Origin of the sequence: Halococcus dombrowskii (assembly GCF_022870485.1) — an archaeon.
In the GTDB taxonomy this organism is placed as follows: domain Archaea; phylum Halobacteriota; class Halobacteria; order Halobacteriales; family Halococcaceae; genus Halococcus; species Halococcus morrhuae.
Window position 1 is genome coordinate 48876 of sequence record NZ_CP095005.1, and the last position, 26798, is coordinate 75673.

17 protein-coding genes and 5 pseudogenes are annotated in these 26798 nt (G+C 58.4%); 11 read left to right on the forward strand and 11 right to left on the reverse strand.

Annotation, left to right across the window (positions count from 1 at the left end; all coding sequences use genetic code 11):
* Nucleotides 1–62: 62 nt before the first annotated feature.
* Nucleotides 63–2939 carry a MarR family transcriptional regulator gene (locus MUK72_RS00285; RefSeq protein ID WP_244702540.1) on the forward strand — a complete coding sequence of 959 codons (2877 nt, stop codon included), beginning with the start codon at nt 63–65 and terminating at the stop codon, nt 2937–2939.
* A 1486-nt stretch (nt 2940–4425) separates the two neighbouring features.
* Nucleotides 4426–5865, forward strand: a pseudogene (locus MUK72_RS20550) (helicase HerA domain-containing protein); the annotation flags it as partial.
* A gap of 435 nt (nt 5866–6300) precedes the next feature.
* On the opposite strand, the gene MUK72_RS00300 reads toward MUK72_RS20550, so the two are convergent.
* Nucleotides 6301–6999 carry a hypothetical protein gene (locus tag MUK72_RS00300; protein ID WP_244702548.1) on the reverse strand — a complete coding sequence of 233 codons (699 nt, stop codon included), beginning with the start codon at nt 6997–6999 and terminating at the stop codon, nt 6301–6303.
* Between MUK72_RS00300 and MUK72_RS00305 the strand changes: the two genes are divergently transcribed.
* From MUK72_RS00305 to MUK72_RS20380, 5 genes and pseudogenes are all read left to right on the forward strand, one after another.
* Nucleotides 6982–7494 carry a hypothetical protein gene (locus MUK72_RS00305; protein WP_244702551.1) on the forward strand — a complete coding sequence of 171 codons (513 nt, stop codon included), beginning with the start codon at nt 6982–6984 and terminating at the stop codon, nt 7492–7494. The genes MUK72_RS00300 and MUK72_RS00305 overlap by 18 nt on opposite strands.
* 335 nt (nt 7495–7829) lie before the next feature.
* Nucleotides 7830–8741, forward strand: coding sequence for a hypothetical protein (locus MUK72_RS00310; RefSeq protein WP_244702554.1), 912 nt, complete (start codon nt 7830–7832; stop codon nt 8739–8741).
* A 40-nt stretch (nt 8742–8781) separates the two neighbouring features.
* Nucleotides 8782–10722 (forward strand): MBL fold metallo-hydrolase, encoded by a 1941-nt coding sequence (locus MUK72_RS00315; RefSeq protein ID WP_244702557.1) that lies wholly within the window; start codon nt 8782–8784, stop codon nt 10720–10722.
* A gap of 426 nt (nt 10723–11148) precedes the next feature.
* Nucleotides 11149–11877 carry an endonuclease NucS gene (nucS, locus tag MUK72_RS00320; protein WP_244702560.1) on the forward strand — a complete coding sequence of 243 codons (729 nt, stop codon included), beginning with the start codon at nt 11149–11151 and terminating at the stop codon, nt 11875–11877.
* Between the two features lie 282 nt (nt 11878–12159).
* Nucleotides 12160–12270, forward strand: a pseudogene (locus tag MUK72_RS20380) (IS1096 element passenger TnpR family protein); the annotation flags it as partial.
* 125 nt (nt 12271–12395) lie between these two features.
* Here the strand turns inward: MUK72_RS20380 and MUK72_RS00325 are convergent.
* Both MUK72_RS00325 and MUK72_RS20305 read right to left on the reverse strand, forming a co-directional pair.
* Entirely contained in the window at nt 12396–15386 is a 2991-nt protein-coding gene (locus tag MUK72_RS00325) for a DEAD/DEAH box helicase (RefSeq protein ID WP_244705353.1), read from the reverse strand.
* Between the two features lie 148 nt (nt 15387–15534).
* Nucleotides 15535–15927: a methylated-DNA--[protein]-cysteine S-methyltransferase gene (locus tag MUK72_RS20305; protein ID WP_004054189.1), complete on the reverse strand. Its 393-nt coding sequence runs from the start codon at nt 15925–15927 to the stop codon at nt 15535–15537.
* A 620-nt stretch (nt 15928–16547) separates the two neighbouring features.
* On the opposite strand from MUK72_RS20305, the gene MUK72_RS00335 reads away from it, so the two are divergent.
* From MUK72_RS00335 to MUK72_RS00345, 3 genes are all read left to right on the forward strand, one after another.
* A complete protein-coding gene (locus tag MUK72_RS00335; protein WP_244702562.1) occupies nt 16548–18008 on the forward strand; it encodes a DEAD/DEAH box helicase family protein in 1461 nt (486 codons plus the stop codon).
* A 46-nt stretch (nt 18009–18054) separates the two neighbouring features.
* On the forward strand, nt 18055–19407 hold the full coding sequence (locus tag MUK72_RS00340) for a DUF790 family protein (RefSeq protein ID WP_004054196.1): 1353 nt from the start codon (nt 18055–18057) through the stop codon (nt 19405–19407).
* A gap of 71 nt (nt 19408–19478) precedes the next feature.
* Nucleotides 19479–20351 (forward strand): DUF8172 family protein, encoded by an 873-nt coding sequence (locus MUK72_RS00345; RefSeq protein ID WP_244702565.1) that lies wholly within the window; start codon nt 19479–19481, stop codon nt 20349–20351.
* 1 nt (nt 20352) lies between these two features.
* On the opposite strand, the pseudogene MUK72_RS00350 reads toward MUK72_RS00345, so the two are convergent.
* The 6 genes and pseudogenes from MUK72_RS00350 to MUK72_RS00370 form a co-directional block, all read right to left on the reverse strand.
* Nucleotides 20353–20529 (reverse strand): annotated as a pseudogene (locus MUK72_RS00350) (IS1595 family transposase); the annotation flags it as partial.
* 134 nt (nt 20530–20663) lie between these two features.
* Nucleotides 20664–21212, reverse strand: coding sequence for a transposase (locus MUK72_RS00355; RefSeq protein WP_244702575.1), 549 nt, complete (start codon nt 21210–21212; stop codon nt 20664–20666).
* Complete coding sequence (locus tag MUK72_RS00360; protein ID WP_244702578.1) at nt 21145–21822, reverse strand: transposase; 678 nt, start codon at nt 21820–21822, stop codon at nt 21145–21147. Before MUK72_RS00360 ends, MUK72_RS00355 begins: the two co-directional genes overlap by 68 nt.
* Nucleotides 21823–21973: 151 nt before the next feature.
* Nucleotides 21974–22819, reverse strand: a pseudogene (locus MUK72_RS00365) (IS1595 family transposase); the annotation flags it as partial.
* 268 nt (nt 22820–23087) lie between these two features.
* A pseudogene (locus MUK72_RS20385) lies at nt 23088–23270 on the reverse strand (PIN domain-containing protein); the annotation flags it as partial.
* A 16-nt stretch (nt 23271–23286) separates the two neighbouring features.
* Nucleotides 23287–23871 carry a DUF7437 domain-containing protein gene (locus MUK72_RS00370; RefSeq protein WP_004054205.1) on the reverse strand — a complete coding sequence of 195 codons (585 nt, stop codon included), beginning with the start codon at nt 23869–23871 and terminating at the stop codon, nt 23287–23289.
* Nucleotides 23872–24114: 243 nt separating this feature from the next.
* On the opposite strand from MUK72_RS00370, the gene MUK72_RS00375 reads away from it, so the two are divergent.
* Nucleotides 24115–25518 (forward strand): ATP-binding protein, encoded by a 1404-nt coding sequence (locus tag MUK72_RS00375; RefSeq protein WP_244702581.1) that lies wholly within the window; start codon nt 24115–24117, stop codon nt 25516–25518.
* 400 nt (nt 25519–25918) lie between these two features.
* On the opposite strand, the gene MUK72_RS00380 is transcribed toward MUK72_RS00375, so the two are convergent.
* Entirely contained in the window at nt 25919–26392 is a 474-nt protein-coding gene (locus tag MUK72_RS00380) for an HVO_A0114 family putative DNA-binding protein (RefSeq protein ID WP_244702584.1), read from the reverse strand.
* Entirely contained in the window at nt 26370–26723 is a 354-nt protein-coding gene (locus MUK72_RS20390) for a toxin-antitoxin system TumE family protein (protein WP_343750025.1), read from the reverse strand. The genes MUK72_RS00380 and MUK72_RS20390 overlap by 23 nt, the downstream gene beginning before the upstream one ends.
* Nucleotides 26724–26798: the final 75 nt, after the last annotated feature.

Consider the following 26798-nt stretch of genomic DNA (forward strand, 5'->3'; position numbering starts at 1 on the left):
CGCTCGTCGCGCCCAGCACAAGCCCTAGCCACCACTCATCAGCCACGCCCACCGTGCACGCTGTGGGACCGCGGGCCAGCGAGTGGCTACCCGACCTGCAAGAGACGTTACTCCCGACAGCCGTCCGGACGGTGCGCGAGCTCGCACACGCCTACGACCGACGAATTCTCCGCGACGAGCGCCCACGACTGTTCGCCCGCAAAGCACTCCACCAACGCTACGACGTCGGGACGTGGCGCAGTCCCTACCCCGAAGCGATCACGCGATACACGCTGCGCTACAGTGACCACGATCCCGATATGCTCGACGAGCGCGAGCGAGAGAAATACGACGGGCTCAAAGAGACACTCACCACCGTCGGGACCGGCCGAGACACGTTGAACTCCGGGCTCGACATGGTGGAGGAGACGATCATCCCGCTGCTCCAACAAGCCCGTCCCCAGCCCACCATCACACTTGTCCTCGACGGGCCGGCATGGACGAGCGTCGCCGACGAGCGCACCGCCGCCCGTGCACTCGATACGATCGCACTATTCAGCGAGGTCTGTGAACTGCGCCTCGTCTGTTCGCCACGCCTCAGAGAACATCTCGACCGCCACCATCCCGAGTGGTGTGACGAGCATCTCGATCTTACTCGCTCACGGGATGGGTGGGGCCGGACAGTCCCCGGCGAGACGAGCAAACAGACACGCAACGAAGCGTGGGCAACGATCTCGCAGTTCGATCCCGACGGTGGCCGACTTGCCGTCCTCGAAGCACTGTCGTCCGACAGCGATCGCACAGTCCGTGAGCTCAAAGCCGACCCGGAGCTCGCACTCGCAGACGGGACGATCGATCGGTACGTCCGCGAACTCGCCGACGAGCATGGTCTCATCGCGATCGACAGCCGGCCGACGTCAAACCACGTGACGCTCACCGAAACCGGTGCAGCCGCCACAGCACTGCTCGGGCCTGACGGATGTCCCCACCATCCCGATCAATCCCGATTCACAAGCGATCGTACGCGCACCTATCACGACTCAACAAGTGTAGTGTGTCGTGCCGACCGCGACGAGGAGTCCCCCACCCCGACCGACGACAGCATCGCCACCGACCGCACCGCCGACACGGCCCCGCCCACACAACATTCGTCGCCGTCGACGGTCCCTGAGAACGCACCCACCGCCGAAGAGTGGCTCGCAGACACCGGCACGGCCGACGACAACGGCTACGTCCAGTGGCTCGACGGGCCCGACGGTCGGCTCGACGCGTGGGCCATGCACGAACGGCTCCGTGCCGGACGACGCTGTGCGGGCGTCACGGTCGTCGACGACCCGACCCAGGCGTTCGAGGATGGTGAAGTAAGCTATATCAGCTGTTTCGACGACCACGCTCAGGTCGTCGTCCAGTGGGGAGGCCCACTCCCCACCCTGGTACGGATCACGAACGCCTTACTCAGCGAACGCATGTTCGAGAGGGTACTCACGCCGGCCACCGTCGGCGACGATCTCGACGCGCTGTACGACAACTCACTCGACAGTGCAATCGACGACGTCCTTCGCCTCGGCGCACAGGTCGGCTGGTTCAGCGAGGACGAACACGACTACGAGGGCCTACGCGAACGGTACAGCGCGGTCCGTCGCCGACTCCTCACAGAGCTGTCGACCCTCGACCGTGACGATCCCGACGCCTGGAGTACACTCTGTCGGGATGCCCACGGACTACTCGCGTCGGCGACCCAGCTCTACCACGCCAGCGATATCGATCTCACGATCCACGTTCGCGTCCCCGACACCGCCACGCTCCAGGCGGGCACACAGCGCTACCGGGAGTTCTGTGATTTCTTCAAGCATACCGTGCCGAAAAACGCCGCCTACGGTGTCCATTCTGCCTATCGCCTGCTCTACGAACAGCGCGTCGACAAGCTCAAACATCGTCTTGGCTACGCGTTCGACGACGATCCAACGGCCGAACTCACCGCCTCGTGGGTAGTTTCGGGGCCGACCGCAACCACGTTCCGTGAGGACATCGAGTCGGCCATCGCAACGAACGCGAGCGACGTTCGCGAGGTCATCCAAGAGGGCACCAGACGCGGTGTCGGCTTCGAGATCCCGGTCGTCGAGGGCAACAGCTACGCCGCCCTCCGAGGAGTACTCGACCGACAGGCAGCGCGAAAAGGATTCACCCTCGATTCCACCGACCGACGCGAGAGCATCCGCCTCGCGACGGCAACGCTCGGGACGGAGCCGGGGCGTTGTTCGCCGTATGCATTCGCCGAAGCCCTACTCGCGATCGCACGTACGCGGACGCCGACGGCAACACTGTCGCCCACAGACGTCGCATACGGCCTCACACAGCTACCTGCCGACCGACTCGTCCCCTCGCTGCCGCCGACGATGCAGACGGTCCTCAAGACACTGCTCGTCGCCGACGACCCGCTCGGGCAGTCGACGATCGTCGCCCGCGCAGGGATCTCCAGAACGTCCTACAATCGCAACATCGACGAACTGGCCGCACTCGGGATGGTTGAGGCCACGGGCAACGGCGGCCACAGAAAATGGCAGGCGTGGCTCATTCCGTGGTGGTCGCCGCTCGCCGGCGTCGATGCACCACGCACCGTCGACGGCGACGAGAGCACGCTCGCTCGCCCATCTCGGTGGGACGACATACTGTACGAGACCACACTCAATCTCGGTCTCGATCACGACGACGAGCTGTTCACCCAGCCGATCGATATTGGCGAGATATTCACAGCACTACCACAACTAGATCGGTGGCGCGGGTTCTTCGAGGCCCACTACGGCCGTGGCGCAGCCAGCGCGATTGCTGACAACGAAAGTGGCAGCAGTAGCGATCGCCAGTCCACAGACGGATCGATCGATACCACCCACAGCATCGAGATCGGTGCCCACCCTGCCGGCAGGGAGGACGAACAGCGATCGCTCGACGATAGCAGCTAGCGCTTGTCGGGAAGGCCCACCGGACTGCCGCTCGACCACTATCGAAAGAAGAAGACATAAATTCAATATTTTATAACTACCTCTGCTATAGCGATATTTTCGAGCAATTTTATCATGAGGTATCGTCCATTGTCCAAACATGACAACCGAAACGATTACAACATAGAACTGAGTACAAGTATCCATGACAAGTACAGCGACTCAGAACAAGACCACTGGCAAATGCGACAACTGTGGTCGAATGACAACTATTGCCGTATCGAAGACTGGTGCACAGAGGGTGGAAGATATGGAGTGTCCCGACTGTGGGGCAGACGAGTTCTCGCTGTTACTGTTGACCGAGTGATTGCCGACAGGCAGCAAGCGCAATTTCGGTGATGAACCGATGGTGTAGTCACTGTGGACGGCAGCGATCGTCTTTGAAGCAGCTATCAACTCGATGCTCGAGCGAGATCGTCGTACTGTCGAAGTCATGCCGGAATGCAAGCCAAGCGCTCCACGAACACGATGTGACTTCCTCCCCACCCTACCGCTCGCCCACGCATCGCGGCGAGCGCTTGAGGGTGAAGCTTAGCGCCCTGCACCGCTGACTGAATAGCTCGTATCCGGATGGCAACCGCTGAATTGACATTTCTTCAGCATTCCACTGGACGAATCGTGTCGTTCGTCATCACTGATGAGCAGGAACATCGAACGAACATTCTCTAGGGATACGACCGACTGTATTGTCAGAGCCGTCTGAGATCAGCGTTCATATCGATCGCTCTAGCTGGGACAGTCCATCAAACCACGACGAAGAAATGGATATTATAGTCAACCCAGATTCTGTATTAACTAAGGAATAGACGTGACTAACACTAATTTCGTAACTTATACATAGGTTCAAAGTGCATTAACAGTAAGGGGCAACGGACGGCGACAGAGCACCCACAGAACACAACAGATGACAGAAACAAAACAGAGTCAGGCCGATATCATGAGCGGTAACGATGCCACCGAACAGTATCTGAGAGTCAAACCAAGTGCGGATGAACTCAACATAGAGGACATCCAAACGCAGTTTCGAAGACTTCACGAACATGCACTCCCGGAGGAATCACCGCTCCTGGGACTGTTTGGTGGGGACACGACCCAGACCATCGAGTGTCTGCTCGTGTCTCGCGGTGGATCGAATACGAGTGTTGAATATTTTTTCCGGCTCATCAATGGCAACCTCGACACCCTCAAGCGAGTGCTTCGAAGCGCCTTCTCGGAGACGGTCGAGCTCACACAAGAGGCCGTTTCGATCGATGCGATCGCTGATCCGGAGGCGAATCGAAGCAACGACACGGATTTCACGAGACGATCGGATCGCCATGTCGCCAGTGTCGAATACAAAGGTCACGTGACACGTCGTGCCGATTGGCAGGTCGGCTTGAAGGAGTTCGGATCTGCGAGGATATCGGAGGAAGACGAACGGCCACCGCTTGCGGCGATCGTCGAGACGATGGCCGGAACATCAGCGACGGTTATCTATCAGGCGCTCTTTCAGCCTCAGTCGAACTGGACTCATACCGCCGATAAGCGGCGTGAAATGCTAAAGCGCGATAAAGGGACGGTGGTGGATCGGTTGTTCGATCCGGACGCACTCGAGCCCACGCAGAACGCAAATCGACAGTCGATGAGCGAGAGCGACCGCCGACGGTTCGACGCAATAGAAAATCGAGAGAGCGATCGATCATTCATCGCGACGATCCGTGCGTCGGTGATCACAACCTCATCCAACACCGAGGAAGCTCGTCGGACCGTCGAAGAGCTCGCGTCCGTCTACGGTTCAGTCGGGTCAAAATATCATCATATTGAGGGAGCAGTGTCAATCGATGGGGTCCAGTCGCCTATTCAGAGGGCGAGGATGTTGTTTCTCGTAAATACAGGAAGTAGAGTATTTGACGATATCCGGGGGCGTGAAATGTGCAGACGGAGCTATCAGGATTTCGCCAGAAAGGACCCCTTGGTGGCGAACAAAAGCATGGGGATCGTGGTCGATGCTCGGGAGATCCCACACTTCTGTATTTTAGGTGGGAAGACGCTGACAACCCAGGGAAGTCGTGCACTCGACGTGATCCCGGGTGAACGGACTGCGGTAGGCCAGCCAGCCGATGATCGACTTGAAACCTACGGCGAAGCTGGATTCGTTGTCGGGAAGCCGGAAACCGACGATGGACAGGTCAGTGACACACCGATCGCCATACCGCCGGCGCTCCAGCATCGTCACATCGGACTGTTCGGTAAAACCGGTGCCGGGAAATCGTATCTCCTGATTAATGCGATTCTCGCCAACCACAGAGTAACCGACGGTCTCGACATCATAATCGACCCGAAAGGTGGGACCATGACGCAGGAATATCTCCGCGCTCACTATCTTCAACACGGAGATCTCGACAACGTCTTTTATTTCGACTTGCGCGAGATGTTGCCTACCTTCTCGTTTTTTGATATTCGGCCCATGCTCGAAGCAGGGTTCTCACGGTCTAGTGCCGTTGAACATGTCGTTAACCACTACATTGACATCGTCAAACAGATCATGAGTGGGGACAACTTCGAGCAGGCGGTTCGCTCACCGGATGTGCTTAAATATATCATCAAATCACAATTCGATCCGGTCCACGGTGCTGACGCGTTCTCCCAGAGCGAGCTTCTTGATGCTGTTCTCAAAATGAAAGAGAGTCAGACTGCGCCCGCGGTCAGCGACGAGACACTCCAAAAACATCTAGAGGGTGTCACCGCGAACTCGGAGCAATCGTTCAAGCACGTCATGCAGGGCGTCCAAACCCGCATCGAGGCGGTCACCAGCGACTCTCGGCTCGGTCGGATCTTCAATCGCTCTCCGGATGATACCGACGACGTCTTCAATTTTAGTAAGCTTCTCAACGAAGATGTTCTCGTCATCTTTAATTCCGGGTCGTTGCAGCCGGATCCCCAGCGTGCTCTGACACTGGTCATCCTCTCTGAACTGTGGGGCGCGCTCAAACGTCGCAAGCGACAGAGCCATATCGATGCCGACCATCCCCTTGTGAACGTCTATCTCGAGGAGGCAGCAACCATCGCAACATCGGATATGCTCGGCGATTTGCTTGCTGAAGCCCGTGAGTTTGACACCTCGATCACCCTCTCGGCGCAGTTTCCGAAACAGTTCCGCCAGGCAGGTGCGACAGGTGATGATGGCCGCGACGCACAATCAGAGGTCCTCAATAATATCGGATCGTTAATACTCGGTAATGTTTCATACGATCAACAGCTAGCAGAGTCGCTGGCAACCAGAAAGATGGATTCACAAGAGGTCGCTGATCGTCTCCGGGCCCTTGAGGGTGGTCGGTGGATGCTAGACCTGGCCGCTCCACATGGCCAATCCGAGCCACGACCGTTTTTCAGCCGGTCGCTCCCGCTCCCACCGGGCCATCCAGACGGAGATCGACCAGTGACCGACGACGAACAACGAGCGATCGAAGCCATAACGAACGAGATGTTCGATTATATGCTCGATGTGATTGGAATGAATCTCCACGACCCAAATTCTGCCGAGAGGGGCATCCAAGACGGCGAAGAACTCCAGCGCGTCGACAGTGCGCTGGGGCTCACGGAACGGCTGCCCGACTGTGTTGAATACGATGAAAAGCGGCATGCGATTAAATGTGAGAGCTGTCAGAGCCGTCACGATCCAAATATTGATGGCATGAAGCGTGCAATCAACTGCTGTCACGACCTCGACGCGGTCGATCGCGATGACGTGCCGGTCTGTGAGATCAATCTCAAACTCACGGCCGAGGAACGTGCCGCCGCAGCACTGACTGACCGCCAGCTGTGTTTTCTTCAGGTGGTTCATGATGCGCAGCAGGGACATCACGATACCCTCGAGTTCGATCTCATTCGTGATAGCATGATGCGGTTGAAAGAATATCTTGACATCGACAATGAGGCGGTCAAAGAGCTCACTAATAGTGATCTCCTGAACCGAGACATCCAACCCCATCTCCTGTATTCGGTGACCGCCGACGGCCGCAATGTGATCAATGAGACTCATCGTGCGGGGCTCGATCACGGCGATGGCGTGGGTGATCTGACCGAATCGAGCCAGCATATCTTCGCCGTCGAGATCGCACGCCGATATCTCGAAGCGGAGTATGTTAACAATGATGATGAATCAGTCGTCGAGACACGACCGTACTACGGTGTCGACGGTGGACGCCGCCTCGATCTCGTCGGGCTCGATGCCGACGGCGAGATCGTTGTCGCCATCGAGGCCGAACGCAGCAATCAGGACAGACGGTCGGCCGCCCCGGCTGACTTCGATAAGATGGCTGCCACCGGCTGTGAGGAAGCAATCTGGGTCGCGATGAGCCGCTCGAAGGGTCACGAAATCCTCGCCGCGCTTAACGATCCCAAAGACGGCAACCCACGTGTCGAAAAGACCTACAGCGACGGAACGCCATTCGATCAGGTCATGATCGACACTGCAGGTCTAACCGACGTCTATGCTGTCGAGCGTCTCCGCGACGAACTCGATCTCGAAGAGTAGAATCGCCACGTTCGCCTGGCTTGGCTGCGGCTTCGATCGACCGCCGTCCAGAGACACGGTTGATCGGTTTCTCACCGATCTCGAACACGTCGCCGACCCACGATATCTCACCCTTTCTTCGGCGAATTCAGTGAAAACGAGGTGTGTGCCTCTCCGAGACCATGTCCATATTTCTTCCAATAAAATCTCAAAAACGAGAACAGATCAGATTGCCGCTGGAAAGGTTTATTCATCAGATGCGCGATGCGCCAAACAGACGTGGCCCTCGCCTCTCGATTCCAAGTGAGTCCAGCCCAGAGTGGCCCACTCGATGAATACGAACGACTACTAACACCATGAGCTCAGACCCTCCGTCCGACCGTGACCGCGATCGAGACGCCAGCACGACTGCCACGCGCGAGCGTGTCGTCCTCCTGGCCGAGCACGACCCGATCACTGTCCTCGAAACCCTCCCGCGAACCGTCTTCCCCGTCTCGGCTCGTATCGAACTCGGGCGAACCGTCGGCGACGACAAACCCTACAGTGACCACGACCGCGGTACGCTGCCGGTCGAACCTCGCCGTCCCGAACCAGTCCCATATATCCCCGAGACAACCGTCTATTTCACCAACCCGGCCGAGCGCGCACCTGCTGATCGAACCGCGTGGACCCCACAGGAGTGTGCGGACGAACTCGCCCACCTCCTTGACCATTTCGAGGCCTCCACCAACACCGATCCCGAACGGTTGCGACTCCGTGGGTTGTGCCTCGCCGAACTCCCAGCGCAGTATCTCACGATGGATGACGGCCACCATGTCGCCTCGCCGATGCTCTACGAAGAAAACGGGCCGATCACCCTCACGTACTTCCGACACGACCTCTCGCTTGCCGCGCACGACGTTCGCGAGGAACTCGATGACGCGCTGCCTGGTCGAACGCGGTCGCCGCTCCAACTCGTCCGTCTCGACGAACTCACTGCGAAACCGGCCCGCCACGGCGAGGGAACGACCGGAAAGGCAAGCCGGTGTCGGTACTACACCGAAGCGGAAGCCGAAGCAGCCAACGACTTGAGCCGGACACCCGCCGTTTGGCAACTCGAACGGACGATGACGGCCCACGGGAGCGCCCGCCCGCTCGATACGATCCTCACCCAACTCGATGACTTCTGTCCAGCTGTCGCCGACTCCCCGTTGACCAAGGAAGTCACGTTCACCGGCGAGACGGGAACCCAAGAGCGCTTTTACGCCGACGACATACTCGCCGAGTGACACCCACACCGTCCGATCGGCGATCCTGCCACCCGCAATCATGAATGCGACACCACCAACCGGCGAGACGGCGTCCGAATCCAACACAGACACTGACGATGAAGAGCCAGCCACGACACCCCCACATGAACTCGTTGACGGCGATACTCCACTCGTCGTCCATCCGCGGGGCGGAGCTCGTGAGGTCGGCCGGAGCTGCTATCAGGTCGAAACCGCCGACGGGACCTATCTCGTCGACTGCGGGCTGAATCAGGGTAGTGGCGGGCAGTTCCCCGATTTCCGTGGCCTTGGCACCGAAGCGATCGATGCAGTGTTTCTCACGCATGCTCATATCGATCATATCGGTGCGCTGCCGGTTCTCGAACACCGCAACCTCCTCAGCCGTGACGCGACCGTCATCTGTACGCAAGCCACCGCCGCCATCGCCCACCTCCTCCTCCATGATTCCCTGAAAATTCACCTCGAAGAAACCAAAAAGCCCGGACGCGAACGGCAATTCGAGCGGACCGACGTTGAGGAGGTTCTCGCACGATTTGATCCGATCACTGGCTACGACACCGGATCGGTCACCGATCACGTCGCTACCGACGATACGCTGACGTACCGATTCGGGGATGCAGGCCACCTCCTTGGGAGCGCGTGGCTCAGCCTCGAAGTCGGCGGGCGACGAGTCGTGTTTTCGGGCGATCTCGGCGGACGGTCGGCCCACCTCCACGACATCGAGACCCCACCGAGCGCGGACACGCTGATTCTCGAATCCACATACGGCGATCGGGATACTCATCCCTCGTTTCAGGATGCCCGTACGGACCTGTACAACGAGTCGATCAACGCGATCCGGCAAGGGATTCCGGTCCTTATTCCCACCTTTGCCGTCGGACGGGCACAGGAGATCCTCCAGATCTTCCGTGAGCGCTGGCGGTCGCTTGATGAAGATACCCGTGCGGACTTCCAGCTCATCTACGATGGGTTGGCGACACAGGCAACTGACCGCTATCACGCCTTCGCCGGCCCGGAGTATATCAACGAATCGGTGATGAACTACATGCAAAACGCCGCCGACTTCGAACCGTTCGTTCCCGACGTTGCCCAACGGCCCGCAAACAGCGACGATCGTGAGCGGCTCCTGAACATGGAGACACCGCCGATCATCGTCGCACCGTCGGGAATGCTCACCGGCGGCCTCTCGCCTGCATATCTCCACGACCTCCTCACTCACTACGACGAGATGCGGCTCATTTTCACCGGCTATCAGGCCGACGGAACGCTCGGACGGGAGATTCAGGGAGCGGACGAGACCGCCCACATTAGCATCGAGACACGACCAATCAGACCGCCAGCGAGAGATGACGATACAGAGCCAGACCAGCAACCCAGCGAGCGCGGCGGGTTCTCGGTCTTCGAGCACACACTGCCAACGAACTGGGTGCATTCGATCAGCGGGATGAGCGGCCATGCGGCACGGAACGATCTGCTCCAGTTCGCCCGACACGTCGACCCGACGCATGTCGCGTTCGTCCACGGCGAACCCTCAGTCCAGCGTGAAATGCTCTCACATTTCGAATCAAATCTCGATGCTGATGTGATCACGCGTGCTGCTCTCAGAACGTCGATGCCAGTCTATCCACCGGAGAGCGACCTTGTCGCGCATCAAATCGACTCCGAGGCGGCCTCCTCGACTGTCACCGTTCGAGAGAAAACGGAGCTCGACGAGTACGGTGACGATGGGTCCCCCACGCCGGTTCCATCCCAAGCCGCCGCTGTGGACGACTCCGGCCAAACGGTGACCGAGACCGAACCGACGAGCGACGACGCCGATTCGGATGCCATTGATCCGGCAACGCTCGACTATCTCACCGAACGACTGGCCGCGATCGATACCGAGTTGGCAGCGTTGAGAAATGATAAACAGCGGTCGGAAGCGGAACTACGAGCGCTCATCCGTGACGAGGTACGGGAAGTTCTGGAAACTGACGATTGAATTCGGTGGGGTAGGGGGGTGTCCGGCAAGTGGAGGTCTGTTCTGAGAAATGAGAGTTGAGAAAGGGGGAGAGGGGGGGGTGCGTCCGGCAAGTGAGATCCGTTCGATGAAGGGGGGTGCGTCCGACAAGTGGAATCCATTCCGTGGAGCAAAAGTTGAGAAGGGGTGCGTCCAACATGGGGGGTGCTGTCCAACATGGAGGGTGCTGTCCACCCCACGGGGGTGCGTCCGACAAGTGAGATGAGACGCCAGAGCAGAACGATTCATTCGATCGGATGGACTTACCGGACAGATCGAATCCGTCCTCACACAGTCCTTGTGAAGACTTCTGCGCCACCGCCGTGGCCATATGGTGAGATGACACAAGACCGTGACCGGCAGATACACCACCGAATCCACTACCTTGGTGTAGACGCAACAGCCGGTATGCCCGTCTCGTCGCTCATCGATCCGGCGCTCGAAGACGTTCGCGATCTTCTCGACACTGGGTTCGAGCACGGCGAAATGCTCACGCTCGTCGGTAAGTGTGCAATCGATTACGACGGACGCGCCTCGAGCCATCTCCCGCCCGGTGAACGATTGGTAATCTGCAAACCCGACGGCACACTGTTGGTCCACCGTGACGAGCAGCGCAAGCCCGTCAACTGGCAGCCGCCCGGTTCGACACACAGTGTTTGTCTCGACGACGACCGCCTCATCGTCGAGAGCGTCCGCAGTTCGCCGCACGAAGAGCTCGAAATCACGTTCCAAACGGTTGCACAGGCTTCACGTCTCGAGTTAGACGACATGTCGGAACTCGCACTCGAAGGCAGCGAAGAAGATCTCCGCCAGCGTATTCTCGCCGATCCCGACATCCTCGAAACCGGCTTCAACGCGATGGCAACCGAACGCGAAACGTCCGCTGGACCGATCGACATCTATGGCCAAGATGCTGATGGCACCCCTATCGCGGTCGAGCTCAAACGCCGCCGCGTCGGTCCCGATGCAGTCGGCCAACTCAACCGCTACGTGGAAGCGCTCGAACGAAATCGCCCGGACAAATCCGTTCGCGGCATCCTGGTCGCTCCTTCGGTGACCGAGCGCGCCAAAGAGCTGCTCGCCAGCGAAGGGTTGGAGTTCGTCTCGCTGACGCCGGAACAGGCAGACACGGCCTAGTCGAGGTGGCTTCCGCGAGCCGCTGCCGAATCCTCGATATCGCGGTCCCTGACAACGATGATCCAGGCGGAATCGAAACGTCGGCTCGACCCCGTGTCACACGACCGTTGCTCCCGTTCGATTCGGTACACAGCAGCGGAATCGTCGTTTCAAGTCTGATAATCGTCGCGACAGCGACGTCGTACCGATCAGGTACGAGTCCGAATAGCAGGCCTGACATTGTTGGACTTGGGACAGCGCATCGATGGTCTCAGGAGCATCCGTACAAGAATAGGGATAGCGATGACCGCCTACCGCTTCCGCGTCAAGTTCGACCCCGATCCGACATCGCTGTGGCGGGATGTTGTCGTTGGTGCGGACAGTACGATTGTCGAGTTCCAGTCGGTGATCAGTGGGTTTCATCTCTAGCGAAAGACTATGGATATTTGTGATAAGTCTTTTGTGCAATCATATCTCGGTAGTAAGGTTTCTCCACGCCTCCACGAGGAAGACAAACCATCACCGTGACAATTTGTTTATCATTCGTCAATGAATTCCTCCGCCGACGGTTGTATCTTGGAAGCGACCCACTCGGTAAGGTAGGGAACATTGTCAGTCAGATCGCCAGATGACGCCGCTGCAATCGCCTCGGGCGTATGATAGCCAGCCTGGAAGAGGTGGTGACCTCGAACTGGTCCGATGCCGGGGATATCGTAGATTGATGGACCGGCTACACCGTACAGCTCCAAGAGTGGTGGTTTCGCTGTTTCGGGCTCGATATCGTAGCCTTCCAACTTAGCAAGCGTTTCAGCGACTGTCTCGGTGTCGACATTGGTTTGTGAGTGAGTCGCGATTTGTTCGGCGACGACAGTTTTCTTGTCCGTCTCGGGTGTTTCCGGTGTCGTTGGACGCTGATCGATATCGTCTGTTCCGCCACTATTCTCGTTTGTTGCTATCGAATCGATGGCGGTATCGACTTTGACTTCGACTTCGGATCTGTTCTCGACGGGCTCCTGTTGTCTCGCATTATCGACTTCATCCATCTCGTGGTGGTTCGGTTCAATGGTCGCGTCACCGAGCAAGTAATCGAGCAGCGAGAGCGCGAGGCTCTTGTCGAGCGGATCATTCGCGTTGCCACAGTGCGGCGATTGGATACACGCCGGACATCCACTTTCACAGGGACAGTCGGCAAGGAGATCCCGCGTCTCTCGCAGGAGATCCTCGACGCGTTCGTAGCCCCCACGCGCAAGGCCGACACCACCGGGATACCCGTCGTAGATGAAGATCGTACTCTTGGCCGTCTGGGGGTGCAGCGGTGTCGAGAGCCCACCGATATCGCGCCGATCACACAGGAATTCGAGCGGGAATAGCGAGATCATCGCGTGCTCGACCGCGTGGATTGCGCCCTCGAATCCGTCGTCGACATCGCTCTCAGCTCTGAGGTTCTGCTTAATAGCCGGCGGAATGGTGAAATACAGCGCTCGCGTCCGGAGCTCGGTCGGCGGCAGTGGTTCAGGCAACGGGATAGGCTCACCATTGTCGTCATTGCCCTGGGTACACTGGAGATATTTTGTGACCTGCTCGCGGAATTCGATATCCGCAAACCCCACCGTGACGCCGGGATGGGTGGCGAGCGTCGTTTCATTGAGGACCTCGTTCACCGAGATTGCCTTGTCGGTGAGTGCTTGCGTGTAGTAGGACAGCTCTGTGGATTCGAGAAACGCGGTGTCACGCTCAAGATCGAGATCGACTACCTCGTATTTCTCTCCCTGATGGTGATAAATCGCGTTGGGGTGGACATCCCGGAGTGCGTCGTCATACGAGAGGCTGGCGAGATCTGTCTCATTGAGCCGATCACGGATCTGTATCTCGCGATCGTGGATAGCCCGAATGCTCATCTCGTGTTGGGGACTTCCGTCACCCGCGTAGGTCCACCGTACGCCCTTGTTCGTGTTCCGTCGTTCGAGAAGCCCCTCGCTTTCAAGTTGGGTAACGAATTCTGGGAACTTTTCACCGAAGTGCTGTTCGTCAGCGGGTGAGAGCCACGATTCTCGGGCAGCACTGAGCACGTGATCGGGCATGAGTTGATCGTTAGCGGGGTTGACCGCCGCTTCTTCAGGATCGCCCTCGAAGAACACGTCGGGGTGGCCCATCAGATACTGGTCGAGTTGGTCGCGACCGCCGACGAGCGTTACGAGACTCGCGTCACGCCCGCGGCCTGCCCGCCCAGCGCGCTGGTGGGTCTGCATTCGCGTGCCCGGATAGCCGTTGAGGATCACCACATCGAGACCACCCACGTCGACGCCGAGTTCGAGCGCGCTCGTCGACCAGACGCCCGGGATCGACCCATCGTGGAGGCCGTCTTCGATCTCCTCGCGACGATCCTGTTTGAGTGCGGCCTGATAGGCAGTGATCGCGTTGGCGGCCTGGTGTTCGCCGCGCTTGTGGAGTTCGGCTGCCGACCACTCGGCACATCGTTCGGCCCCTTGGCGCGTCCGTGTGAATACGAGCGTCTGATATCCTCGCGTCACGAGATCACAGAACAGCCGGACGGCTTCGGCGTGGTTCGATTTGCGCTCTCCACCGGATTCAGGCTCTACTGATGTCTCAGTCTCGCCTTCGCCGCCGTCATCGGCAGTTGGATCCGACTGTACGTCAGATGAGGTATCGATATCTGTCGAAGGAGGCGCTGGTGCTGGAAGCGCTTCGCCACCGTCCGACGTCATTGTCGGTGGCTGTGGCTCGGGTTCAAGCTCACTCGGTGCTGGGTGTTGCGTATCGGATTCTGCTTGGGAATTGTCTTTGACTGGTGGTGGATTCCAGAACAGCCAGTGAGTCGCGCCGGTGGTGCTGGTATCCTCGTCGATGACGGAAAACGAATCGGTGGATTGGCCGGTGACGTTTCCAGCGTGTTCGGCGGGATTGCCGATAGTGGCCGAACAGCAGATGAACTGTGGGTCGCTGTTGTAGCGCTCGCACATCCGCGTGAGCCGGCGCATGACCAGCGCGATCTGGCTGCCGAAAATGCCACGATACTCATGCACTTCGTCGATGACGATGGTGTCGAGCTGGCGAAAGAACCACTCCCAGAGGTGATCGTGCGGGAGAACACCATAATGCAGGAGGTCGGGCGTCATCAAGACGATATGCGGCTGGTCGCCCCGCACGGCGCGTTTTTCAGTCTGCGAGAGCTGGCCGGTGTATTGGCCCACGTCAACGGTGGCTCCAAGGCCGAGATCATCCGTAAGGTCGGTAAAGTTCGCTTCTTGGTCGTTGATGAGTGCACGCTGGGGCGCGATATACAGCGTCCGCCCGTCGTGATCAAGCGCGCGCTCGACTGCGGGGACAGTGTAGATGAGACTTTTCCCGCTGGCGGTTGGCGTGGCGATGACGGCATTCTCGCCGTCGCGGATCGCGTCGATCGCAGCCGTCTGATGCCGGTAAAACTGATCGATCCCTCGCCGCTCAAGCGCTCGTTCAAGCCGGGATTCGACACCTACATCGCCATAGCTCCCTGTCCGACCCTCCATCACCTGATGAATTTTGATCTGGTTGCGGTAGTATGGACGGTTGCGGAGCCAACCAACGATTTCGTCCACAGGCTGTGTACTCAGCCGTGAATGTTAACGATTTCGGGTATTTGTCCACAGAGATAGTGAACCGCCTCGGAAATGCACTTCAAACACCGTTCGATTCATGGTCAAGCAACCGTCGCTTGAGATCGACACCACCGGGAGCAGAATATCCGCCAAGTTCGCCACCACTTCGGAGCACTCGGTGGCAGGGAACGACCACCGTCACCAGATTTCGGCCACAAGCACCTCCGACTGCGACCGGTGCAGTATCGAGTGCTGCTGCGATTTCGCCATACGTTCTGGTTTCACCGTACGGAATCGTCAGTAATTGCTCCATTACGGCTCCGGTGAACGTCTCTGGTATCTCTATCGAGAGATCGAACGTTTGTCGTTCATCATGTTCGTATTCACGGAGCTGTCGACGGATCTCGGTGGGCGATTCCTCAACGTGTGATTCATCAATTTCGACTGTACCGCCCAAGATCTCGACGTGCATATGCTCTCCATCGGCCCTTGGAAATGTAGATTCTCCGGTTACACCGAACCCCTCTGCGAACCTGCAAAGCTGAGTTGTATACTCTAGTCACCGACCCCGGCCTACTCGCGCTGACGCGCTCGTTGAGGCCGGGGCTTGCGTGCGGACGTTGGAGGCTTTGTGGCGTCCTTCGCCCTTGTTTGCTGGTGCGGTCGGCCAGCAGCGGCAATTTAATTGGACGTGTCCTCGGACTCTATCCCCGAAACGGGGAACGGAGAGGCACGTGGCGTCACGTTCGTCGTCTATGGACCGTCCTTCACGGACCGGACGTGTCCGGTCCGCTGGGCATGGTGACTGATGCCCCTCACCGACGAGATAACCCGTCCTTGGCCGCCCGCAAGCGTGGCCGGGCACCCCTTTCGGGGCTGTCTGTTGCCCATCGATGAGTGTTCTACCATACGTTTTCGGTGGGTATTGCGGTTTCGGTCCGCACCACAACGCGCTTCCTCCCCGCCCTACTCGCGGCTCCGTTCCGACCGTTGTCGGAACTCCACCGCTCCTTGAGGACGGGGACTCCGCGCTACCAATGGTTGAAGAGTCTTAGTATCGCTTATTCGGCTCGCAACCATTGTGTCTCTCAGATGCGGATCGAGTTTGACGAGGGTACGCTCCTGCTGCAGGAAGTCAGTGGGGATGTTCCGTACGCGGAGTGGGATGATCGGGTTGAGGACTACCGCGTGCACGCGTATCGGTACCGCCCCCTGCTTGAATGGGCCGACGCATGGGACGGTGAGACCTCTAGCACCGCTGTAGAGGCGTCAAACCACCAAGGGACCATCCAGTCGGCGACTGCCACGGTCGAGGATATCGCCCGAGCCTATCCACAGCTTGCACTCGATCCCGCACTCCAGATCGAGCCACGCGAGTACCAGCAGGCAGCACTCGATGCATGGCGCAGTCATGACCGACGTGGCAGCGTTGTCCTTCCAACTGGGAGCGGCAAGACGTTTCTCGGTATTCAGGCCATCGCGGATGCTGGTGTCGGGACGCTCGTCGTCGCGCCGACGATCGATCTGATGAACCAGTGGCACGCCACCCTCACTAACGCCTTCGGTGATCAACTGCCACGTCAGAGTGGAGAAGGGCCCGAACAGACGATCGGCGTCCTCGGTGGTGGGACCCATGAGATCAGACCGATCACGGTGACGACCTATGACAGCGCATATCGGTATATCGACGAGTACGGCGACCGGTTTGGGCTCCTGATCGCGGACGAAATTCACCATCTACCGGCTCCAACCTATCGACAGATCCCCGAGATGACCATCGCGCCGTATCGTCTCGGGCTCACCGCCACCTACGAGCGCGCCGACGATGCGCACGAACTCCTCGAAGACACCGGTCTCATCGGGCCGGTCGTCTACGAAGAGGCGGTCGACGAACTCGCCGGCGAGTATCTCAGCGAGTACGAAACCATCCACATGCAGGTCGAACTGACTGACGACGAACGCTCCTGGTACGACGAGGAGTACGGCATCTATCGCGAATACGTCGACACACATGAGTTCGATCTCTGGAAGGCCGAGGGCTATCAGGAGTTCCTCGCGCACACTTCCTACGATTCTGACGGCCGTCGAGCGCTGATCGCCAAGCAGCGTGCCGAAGAACTCGCACGTACTGCGACGAAGAAACTCGACACGCTCGACACCCTGCTCAAACGCCATCACGACGATCGGACGATCATCTTCACTGCGAACAACGATTTCGCCTACGAGATTTCCCAGGAGTTCATCGTCCCGTGTATCACCCACCAGACCAAGACCGACGAGCGCACGGAGATCCTCGAACGGTTCCGCACCGGCGAATATTCGATGTTAGCGACGTCGCAGGTGCTCGACGAGGGGATCGATGTGCCGGCCGCAAACGTCGGGATCATCCTCTCTGGGAGCGCATCGAAACGCCAGTACGCCCAGCGGCTCGGTCGCATCCTGCGACCTACCGACGAGCGCCAGCCCGCGCGCCTCTATGAGATTATCGCAACGGATACGATGGAGAACTACGTCTCCCAGCGCCGCCGTGAAGGCGTTGAGGCAGGAGCGTGACGATGATCGTGATCACAATCGCGAGCACCACACTGAGACAGACGCCATGCTGACGGCCGACCTCGCGCGCTCACGAACCTCCGATGGTGAAGTGACACCGCTGTTCATCGATCCCGACGATGCGCGCTATCGAGAGACGGCGGGCGAGTTGATCGAACTGTTCGAGACGCACGTGGGCGAGCCGAAAGCCGACCTCGACACCGCGATCGACCAGCTGACGGTCGCAGATACCGACTACAAGATCATTCAGGGGCTGGCGAAACTGCTGCGTGATGAGTGCAACTTCGAGACGGTGGCGGCCGCCGAGCCGCACGAGATCCGCCAACGGCTGTTCGAGCGGGCGAATGACTCGTATCCGATCGTTCGCCAGCCGACGCTCGAAGCGGATACCCGCAAGCTCGATGTCTACACGGCAGTCGCTGATGAGCTGGGGATCTCGCTCGCGGAGTGTCATCAGGGGATGTACGCGGATCTCGATGCGAACAACCGTCTCGTGCGGTTCGGCGATCAGGTCGCCGAGTCGGTCGAACTGGACACTGATGGGACAACCAGCACGACCCAGTTGACTGGCCAAAGCGAGGAAGCGTACACAGGTACGCCGCTCACCGTCGAGTGGCTATTGAACCGGTACAACCTCGCACTTGCACAGGCAGTGCTTTACGACGCAAGCGAGTTGCAGATTCGAGTCTGGGATCAGTTCGCGACGGTGTTCAGCTACGTGAAACTGTTCGGGCTAATGCATCGAATCTATCCGATCGACGAACACGGCGAGCGGGTCTCGAGTACGGACCTCGCGGAGGGATACGAAGCAGTCTTGGACGGCCCGGCCTCGCTGTTTCGCCAGTCGCGCAAGTACGGCATTCGGATGGCGAATTTCCTGCCCGCATTGCCGCACTGCGAGCGCTGGGAGCTCATCGCGGAAGTTCTTGTTGACGAGTCAGCGAACGAAACGCGGGAGTTGACGCTTGATCAACAGACGGGACTCCGGACACACTACAGTGGTGGCAGCCGATTCGACAGCGATCTCGAACGCACGCTCGCCGACAAGTGGGAGCGATCGAACACGGAGTGGGAACTGGTTCGCGAAGACGACGTAATCGATCTGGGCGCAGAGGTGCTGCTGCCGGACTTCGCGCTGGAACATCCGGATGGCCGCCGGGCAATTTTGGAGATCATGGGCTTTTGGACGCCCGAGTACCTTGAGGAGAAACTCGACAAGATCCACCAGACCGATGTGGAGAATCTGGTGTTAGCAGTGTCCGAGGAGTTGGACTGCACGAGTGAGGATGTTGATCTCGCAGCGGACCGAGTGCTTTGGTTCAAGACCGGCATTCATGTCTACGATATGGTTGATCTCGCAGAAGAGTATGCAGTTCAGGCAGCCTCTGCTGGTCCCTGAGTAGCGATTGGCTCGTTGCAACCGGAGAATGCAGAGCCGATTTGTCCGTCCATCACGACGCACCAGTAGAGATGGGTCGCGTCGTCCACTACCACCATCCCGAGGCAGAGAACTTTTCGCTGAAATACAGCTCGGCCTCCTCAGCGGATTTGGTTTCTCGACGGAAAGAACTGGACGGCGCGACCAAACTTATCGGATATCCGTTTGACAGCCCAGTCTACGTGCTCTACGAGAGCGAGACAGAGACCGAAGCTGCCAGAGACATGGATTTCGATGAAGAGTGGCTTAGCGATCGAATTGTCGAACTCCCCCACGATGGACAAGTCGTTGCCTTTCGATTAGTGGAATTGCTCGAAGCCGCCGTCAACGTCCGGGAAGCGGATGAATTCCGACTTTACAAGGAATTCGAACCGCAGAAGATCGAGCAGGCGCTGGAGCACGTCTCCTGGGGAAGCCCACTCCCGGAGGTGGCAGGCGAGTTGATGTCGAACCTGATTCTCCGCCATTCCCTTCCGAACGCGAATCATCGAACGGGAATCGCCATGCTGCAGTTCTGTATCGAGAGCGTGGACCCAGACTTCGCAATGCCACGTACTCATCTCGACGATGAGACCTGGCAGGAGTGGGTCGATCCGTATATCGTCGACTCCAAGCGGCTCATCACAGTCCGTCGGAACAACGTTCGTTTCCAGCATCTCGAAGAACTCGATGTTGACCTCGTTGAGCGGAAAGACGGGATCCAGATCCGATTGGCCGAGTTCGATTTAGACATGCACTGGCGTGATGCCCATGCAACGTACGCTGAACGCCACGAAGAACACTGTACTGAGTTTGCTCGTGCAGTATTTGAGCGTGCAGCGAAAGAGGAATTCATCGACCACTCAGGCCCCTCAAAGCAAGGCTTCATCGAGTATCTGGAGACAGGACTCGTCGCTCTTGTGTAAATTAGCGGAATACGTTGACAGCGACGCAATCGACAAGGCTGTGGATGGGTGCTTGAACAAGATTCAGGGAGCGAAGAAGCCCGAAGGTGCGAGCGGCCTGCTCCAAGCCCTGCTTGGACAGGCCGCGGAATTTCGCCAGCCACGGTTGCACTAACGACCAGAGGCATTCGACCTGATTCGTGTCTCGGCTTGGCAAGATCGTTTGACTCAGCGAGCTGTAGCTAAAATACTCAGAGATACCGCATTTGTTTCTCTGTAGATGAACTTCCGAACTAATCTCCAATAGAAACCGCACCAATTCCTCAATGGAGTTTATACTTCGACAACCGCAACAAACGAATTCGCGAGAGAAGACCACGAGAACTCACGCACCAGTTCATGCAGTTGCTCCCGTCGCTCCGCTCGCGGGAGCGACGGAGCGACCTCTCCGGTGATTTCGAGTAGCGTCTCAACGAGATACGCTTGCTTGGCGTGATCGAGGCGGACGCTCAGTCCGCCTCGTTCTTCCCAAAACGCCACGTTCGCCCGTTCAGCGAACGTCACCAGCGTCCAGGCGAGAAACACCAGCTGGAGGTAGCGCTCGATCGCCTGTTTTCCCTCCAGCTGGTACTGCTTGAACCCGAACTTCGCGTTCGATTCCTCGTGAACCGTCTCGATGTTCCACCTGTGTTCGATGAGTTCGAGGATCTCGGCCGCTGACCGGCCGAGATCCGTACTCAGGTAGTGTCGGGTTGTGTCCTTGGTCTTGCTCGCGACGATCTTCACCGGACCCAGGCCTTCGATTTCGACGACCTCACTTGCGACGTCGTAGGTTTTCTCCTTCCCACGAACTGTGATCGTCGTCGATTCGTACTCCAGCATCGACGCGTTGGGTCCAGACGACGCCCTGTGGTGAGACGTGTTTGTCGGATTTCAGCCGACAGACGACATTATGGCCCTGATTTTGGATCGTAGCAACTCTCTCATCGCCGTAGTACGCGGAGTCGAAAACGACGGTGAGAGCCGCTCCAGCCGGCAGCTGGAGCGGCGTGACGATCTCCTCGACAGCGATCTCGGTCTTTTTCTTGAACGGCTCGTCGAAATCCGTCGCAAGGTCCTCTGGAACGTACATCCGCGCAAGGTAAGGAACATAGACTTCGCCGACCTGAAGGCAGGAAGTGACGAGCTTATTGCCCAGTTCTGTCTCGCCTTCGACTGGATTGTACAACCGGGCGACGCCACCATGGCGTCGCCCGGTTTTGCCGGCGAACGTATCGTCGATGTGGAGGAGCACGTCGTCACCGGCACCGACCTGGAGCTGGTCAAAGACGTACTCAGCGTGGACTTGGGCGAGATCGGTGGCCGACCAATCAGCTCCCTCGAAGAAGTAGTCGTAGGCTCTGCGGGATTTCGCGTTCCCGTCGGGACGCGAAATCCCTTGGGAGAGTCCACTAACAGTCCACTGCGTTTCGGCGAGAATCAGCGCGCTCACGAGGTGTTTGAGCGAATCAGCGTTGCGGCTGTCGGAGAAAGCTGGCTCAAACGCTGAGAGGGCTTGTTCGAACCACGGCGGGAGACGAGTAACGCCAAGCACAGGACGAAAACATCAGGATCGCACCCGGAACCGCCGTTCGATCTCATTACCGACTGCTCGCTGACCAGTCAGCGAGCGTAGGAAAGAATTGCCAAGCCGAGTTCGTGTGGATACCTTCCTCTGAAACGTACTCATCATCATGGACAACGGTTCGATGCTCGTGTTCCATTTGCTGATACGCGGGAAGCTCGTCGGTCCAGATCTCTCCCAGCGGCTGGGAGAGATCGCCTGCTTCCTCAATCACTGGCCCGAGGTTCTCGTCGTATTTCGACCCCTCTTCGGCTGAGATCACCTGGAGCACGTCGCGGCAGGCCGCGACGAGCGTCATCTCATCGCCCTGCTCTCCTGTCCATCGCACCCGTCCAGGTCCAGGGGACCCGCCGCGGGACAGTCCGTCCCGCGGTGGGTTCTGGCCTTTGAACCCCGAGCACACCCGCTGAGTTTCGTCCACCTGTGTCGGCCCAGCAATCGTGTGCTCGATGCGTTCCCAAACAGTCGGGAAACCGCGAGCGAACGCGGTTTCCACGTCGCTAATTGCCTCGAAGACGGTTTTGTAGGCGCGGTCAAGCAGCGGTGCGATTTGGTTGATGCTGAGGAGGGAATCAGCGTACAGGACGAAGGCGACGAGGAACTCGCCGGGGGCGAGTTCCGAGTCATAGAAGGGTGTGCCACGGGTGTAGGTGGTTTTCCAGTCACAGCGGCCACACCAGATACGGGCCGAACCATCGAGGGCGTGGAGGGCGTCGGCGTCACAGTTCGGGCAGGTACGGGTGGTCCAGATGGCTTTGAGTCGCCGCTCGACGATGGCGTCGAGCGGCTCCGGCCGAAACTCTATTGCTCCGAGGTCAACGAGTTGCTCAAGCATTCCGCCGAGAGCAGCGCGTTCATTGGTCATGTACGACTGCTGTCGGCGGGATGCCGTAATCTCCGTGACTCGGTTCCGCTACGCTACACAAGAGCGGGACTCGTTGAACGGGACTTCAGAGAACTGTTCTGATCAGTCGCGAAGCTCTGCGACCGACCGTCCGACCTCGCGGACGTGCTCACTTCGCTCAAGGTCGAGTTCCTCGGCAAGATAATCAACGGTCTCTTCGAGGCTCATATTGAAAAGGAGTCTTCCGAGCAGTATAAGCCTGCTGTTGAATCGTCTATCACATGGCGCTGTTTGGGAGAGAAGTCACTTCGTCGTAAACGCGGTGAGGGATGACGAATATTCTGTCGTGCTGTTGGGCAAAGCGAGCCAGTGCGGTGTACTTGTTGTTCTGTTGGCGTCCACATGCGATGAACAGACCCGTATCGGCAACCCACATCGAATTCTCGACGTTGGCTGTATCGAATTGCATCATCCGAGAGTGACTCCGGTTAGCCGTCCTCGCGGGGTGGGGTGTCGCGCGCATTCCAGAGTTGGTCGAAATACGGATCGTACGCTTCCATATCGAGAACAACCGCCTGGAGGGCATGCAAGACAGCAATTCCGAATGCGGGCTGGAGATTGAGTTCGCGAGCAGCAATGCGTTCGGTCATTTCACCGTCCGTATACGGAATGGCATAGGTGAGTGCCGCAGCGAGTTTGCCAACACCGTGTTTTTCGACGAGAAGACTGAGATCTTGATCACGGGGCAGCCGTCCGATGGCATCGATGAACGTTGGGGAAATGGTGTACTCGCCCTCGTCGAGAACCATCGTGAGCACGACGGGGTGGGCGGTGTAAGTGTGGGTTTTCTGTGTGTCATCGCGGGTAAGCACGCCCAGATCGACGAGCGACGCAGCGTCGGAGTAGGCCGTGGTTCGCGGGATGTCAGTCTCGGCGACGATGTCGTCGATAGTCAGGTCATCACCCCGGAGAACATGCGTATAAAGACGGGCAAGTCGCGGTTCATCGAGCAGATCCGCGACCGCGATGAACTCGTCGACGGCGCGTTCGGGATCGGTCTTGGCTGTCGACATACAGTTCATGATTTGTGTATTGAGTAATAACTGTTGGGGTGAGGGTGCTGAGAATGACAAAGTACAATTGAAATATCATAAAATAGTCAATCGTTGCCCCCCCCCCCCCCCACTAATCAGACGAAAGGACGAATTATACTGGACGGTTTTGGGGGAGGATATATACATAGCTATTAGCCACGGAAAAATACCCCCAACCACCGATCGGCTTAAGCCATTATCGCGATAATCATTATCCAACGAATGACTTTCTACGATCGAGATACGGAGCTCGAAGCACTCGGACGAGCCCACGACTCCCCCACGCACGAGCTGTACGTGGTGTATGGACGTCGACGAGTCGGAAAGACCGAACTACTCAAACGATTTTGTACTGACCGGTCCCATATCTATTTCCTTGCTTCCCAGGAGGCAGAACACCGACAGCGTGAGAAGTTCGTCGAGCAGATCGCCGGCTACGTCGGTGATCGTGTGCCACGGATCGAGAGCTGGGACGAGGCGTTTGACTATCTCGGAGAGAAACTCGCAGCGGAATCGCTCGTGGTCGTGATCGATGAGTTTCCGTATCTCGTCGCGGAAAACGACTCCCTGCCGTCGTATATACAGTCGTTCGTCGACGAGCAACTGCAAGACACCGACTCGATGCTCGTACTGTGTGGCTCAAGCGTGAGTACGATGGAATCGGAGGTGCTCGGACACGAAAGTCCACTGTACGGTCGCCGGACGGGCCAGATCGATCTCCAGCCGTTTTCCTTTCTGCAGGCACGGGAAGCGATCCCGTACGAATTCGAGGCAGCGATTCGATCGTACGCCGTCACCGGCGGGACGCCGATGTATCTCACGCTGTTCGATTACACGCAGTCGCTTCGTGAGAACATCCAGACACACGTCCTCTCGCCGACGGCCATGCTGTACAACGAACCGGAGTTCCTACTGCGTACTGAGCTTCGGAATCCAGCCCGATATATGAGTATTCTCGAAGCGGTCGCCACCGGGCGGACGACGCCAAACGAGATTTCGGGTGCGACGGACATCGATTCGGGACCGCTCTCGAAATATCTACAGACGCTCCGGCGGCTTCGCCTCATCGATCGAGAGGTCCCAGTGACCGCTTCACGGAAGCAATCGAAGCGATCGCGATATCACGTCGCGGACGAGTTCCTGCGGTTCTGGTTTCGATACGTCGAACCCAACCGCTCCAGCATCGAGCAAGCCCCGGAGATGGTGCTTGATGGAATGATCGAGCCTGACCTCCCGAATCACGTCGCGACGACGTTCGAGGATATTGCCCAAGAAGCCGTTTGGGCAGCAATCCGTCGCGGTAAGCTCGCTCCCTACGCGGAGCTTGGTCGATGGTGGTACGGGGAACACGAGATCGACCTCGTCGGCCTCGCTCCGGACGACGATCGAATCCTCCTCGCGGAGTGCAAGTGGACTACTGAACCGGTCGGGCACGCACTCGTGGATGCGCTCAGGGACGACGCCGAGCACGTTCAGTGGGGATCTAGCACGCGGGACGAACGCTTCGCCCTCGTCTCGAAAAGTGGGTTCGTCGACGGTCTCGAAGACGATCTCGATGAACACTGGTCGCTGTTCAGCGCAGCGGATCTCGAATCGTTGCTGGTCCCTGCGAACCGTAGCCGATAGGACGTTACCAGACTCACGACAGAGCTTACGCGCTCCTCTCCTCCCTACTCGCGGTGGTTCGGAAGAGCTTCGCTCTCTCGTCATCTCGGAAGACCGCAGGTCTTCCGATGACTCTTCGAAGTGCCTTCGGCACTTCGAGATCACGAAAGGCACGAAGCTCCTTTCGAACGACTCCGTTCCGACCTCCGTCGGAACTCCGCCGCTCCTTGAGGAAGGAGGCTCCGCGCTGTATGGTTGCTGAAATCATGCAACAAGGGAAAAGGGCCTGTGCTCGGATACAACCGGGCGACGATACGGACGTGTTCACTCAAAGGATCCCCGGGCGCTGACCACTCTCGACAGTGATGACGAACGCGCCACGACAGGCTGGTGGGCCGCGGTCACACCGCTCCGAACACGATCACCCTGACACGATCGCACGGTCGGTCCCGACATCTGTTCCAAGCATATCGATCTCGATTTTCACGCGCTCGTAGGGGATATACGGTGCGCGTGCCCGCCCTTCCTGCTCGAAGTAGACGATGTTGTAGTCGGCGAGCAGATGCACGTCGTCGTGCACATCGCTCGCCGCACGTCCGAGCCGGTCGGCGAGGTCACGGATACTCGTTGGTGGGGCGTCATTGATACTCCGCAGGACCTCCAAGCGCCGCTCGGTCAGCAGCTTGCGGAGGTCGGTCGGATTTTCGAAGTTGAGCAGGTGGGGCGTCTCCATGCCGTCCTCGAACTGGTCGGCAAGTTCGAGCTCACGTTCGAGTGCGACGTCCGAGGGATCTGCCGTGATCAACAGCAACTCGGGATAGTCGGCTGTTTCGGGGTGTGATGCGTGCTCGTGAGTCCGGTCGGAGTCGCGGTCAGTGCTGTCGTCGTTGGGCATGGATCTGGTCGACCTCCTGTCTGAATTTCCGAGTGTGAGATTTGTAGCCCTCATACCCGATCCCAGTGATGGTGCCGTCGGGTGCGTGGCGGTGGTGTCGTCCCACGTCTTTTTCGACGTAGTTGTCGTATCGGAGTAGGGTCGAACTGTTGGCAGTCATGTACTGAAAGCTATATCGCTCGCCTTCGGGGTAGTCAGCGCTTTGCGGAACTCGGTAAACGACCATCTCGTAACGGCTGCCGTCAGGTTTGACGCCTTCAGTCCGATGGCATCCTCCCCGCCGTGAAACGCTGTCTCTTACCCATAACTCAGCGTTCTCAAGATAAATCATCTAATTCTGGTTTGAAGATATGAAATTAGTCAATATACTCTCACGAGTAAGACAGACTCACGGTTTCGAACAGGA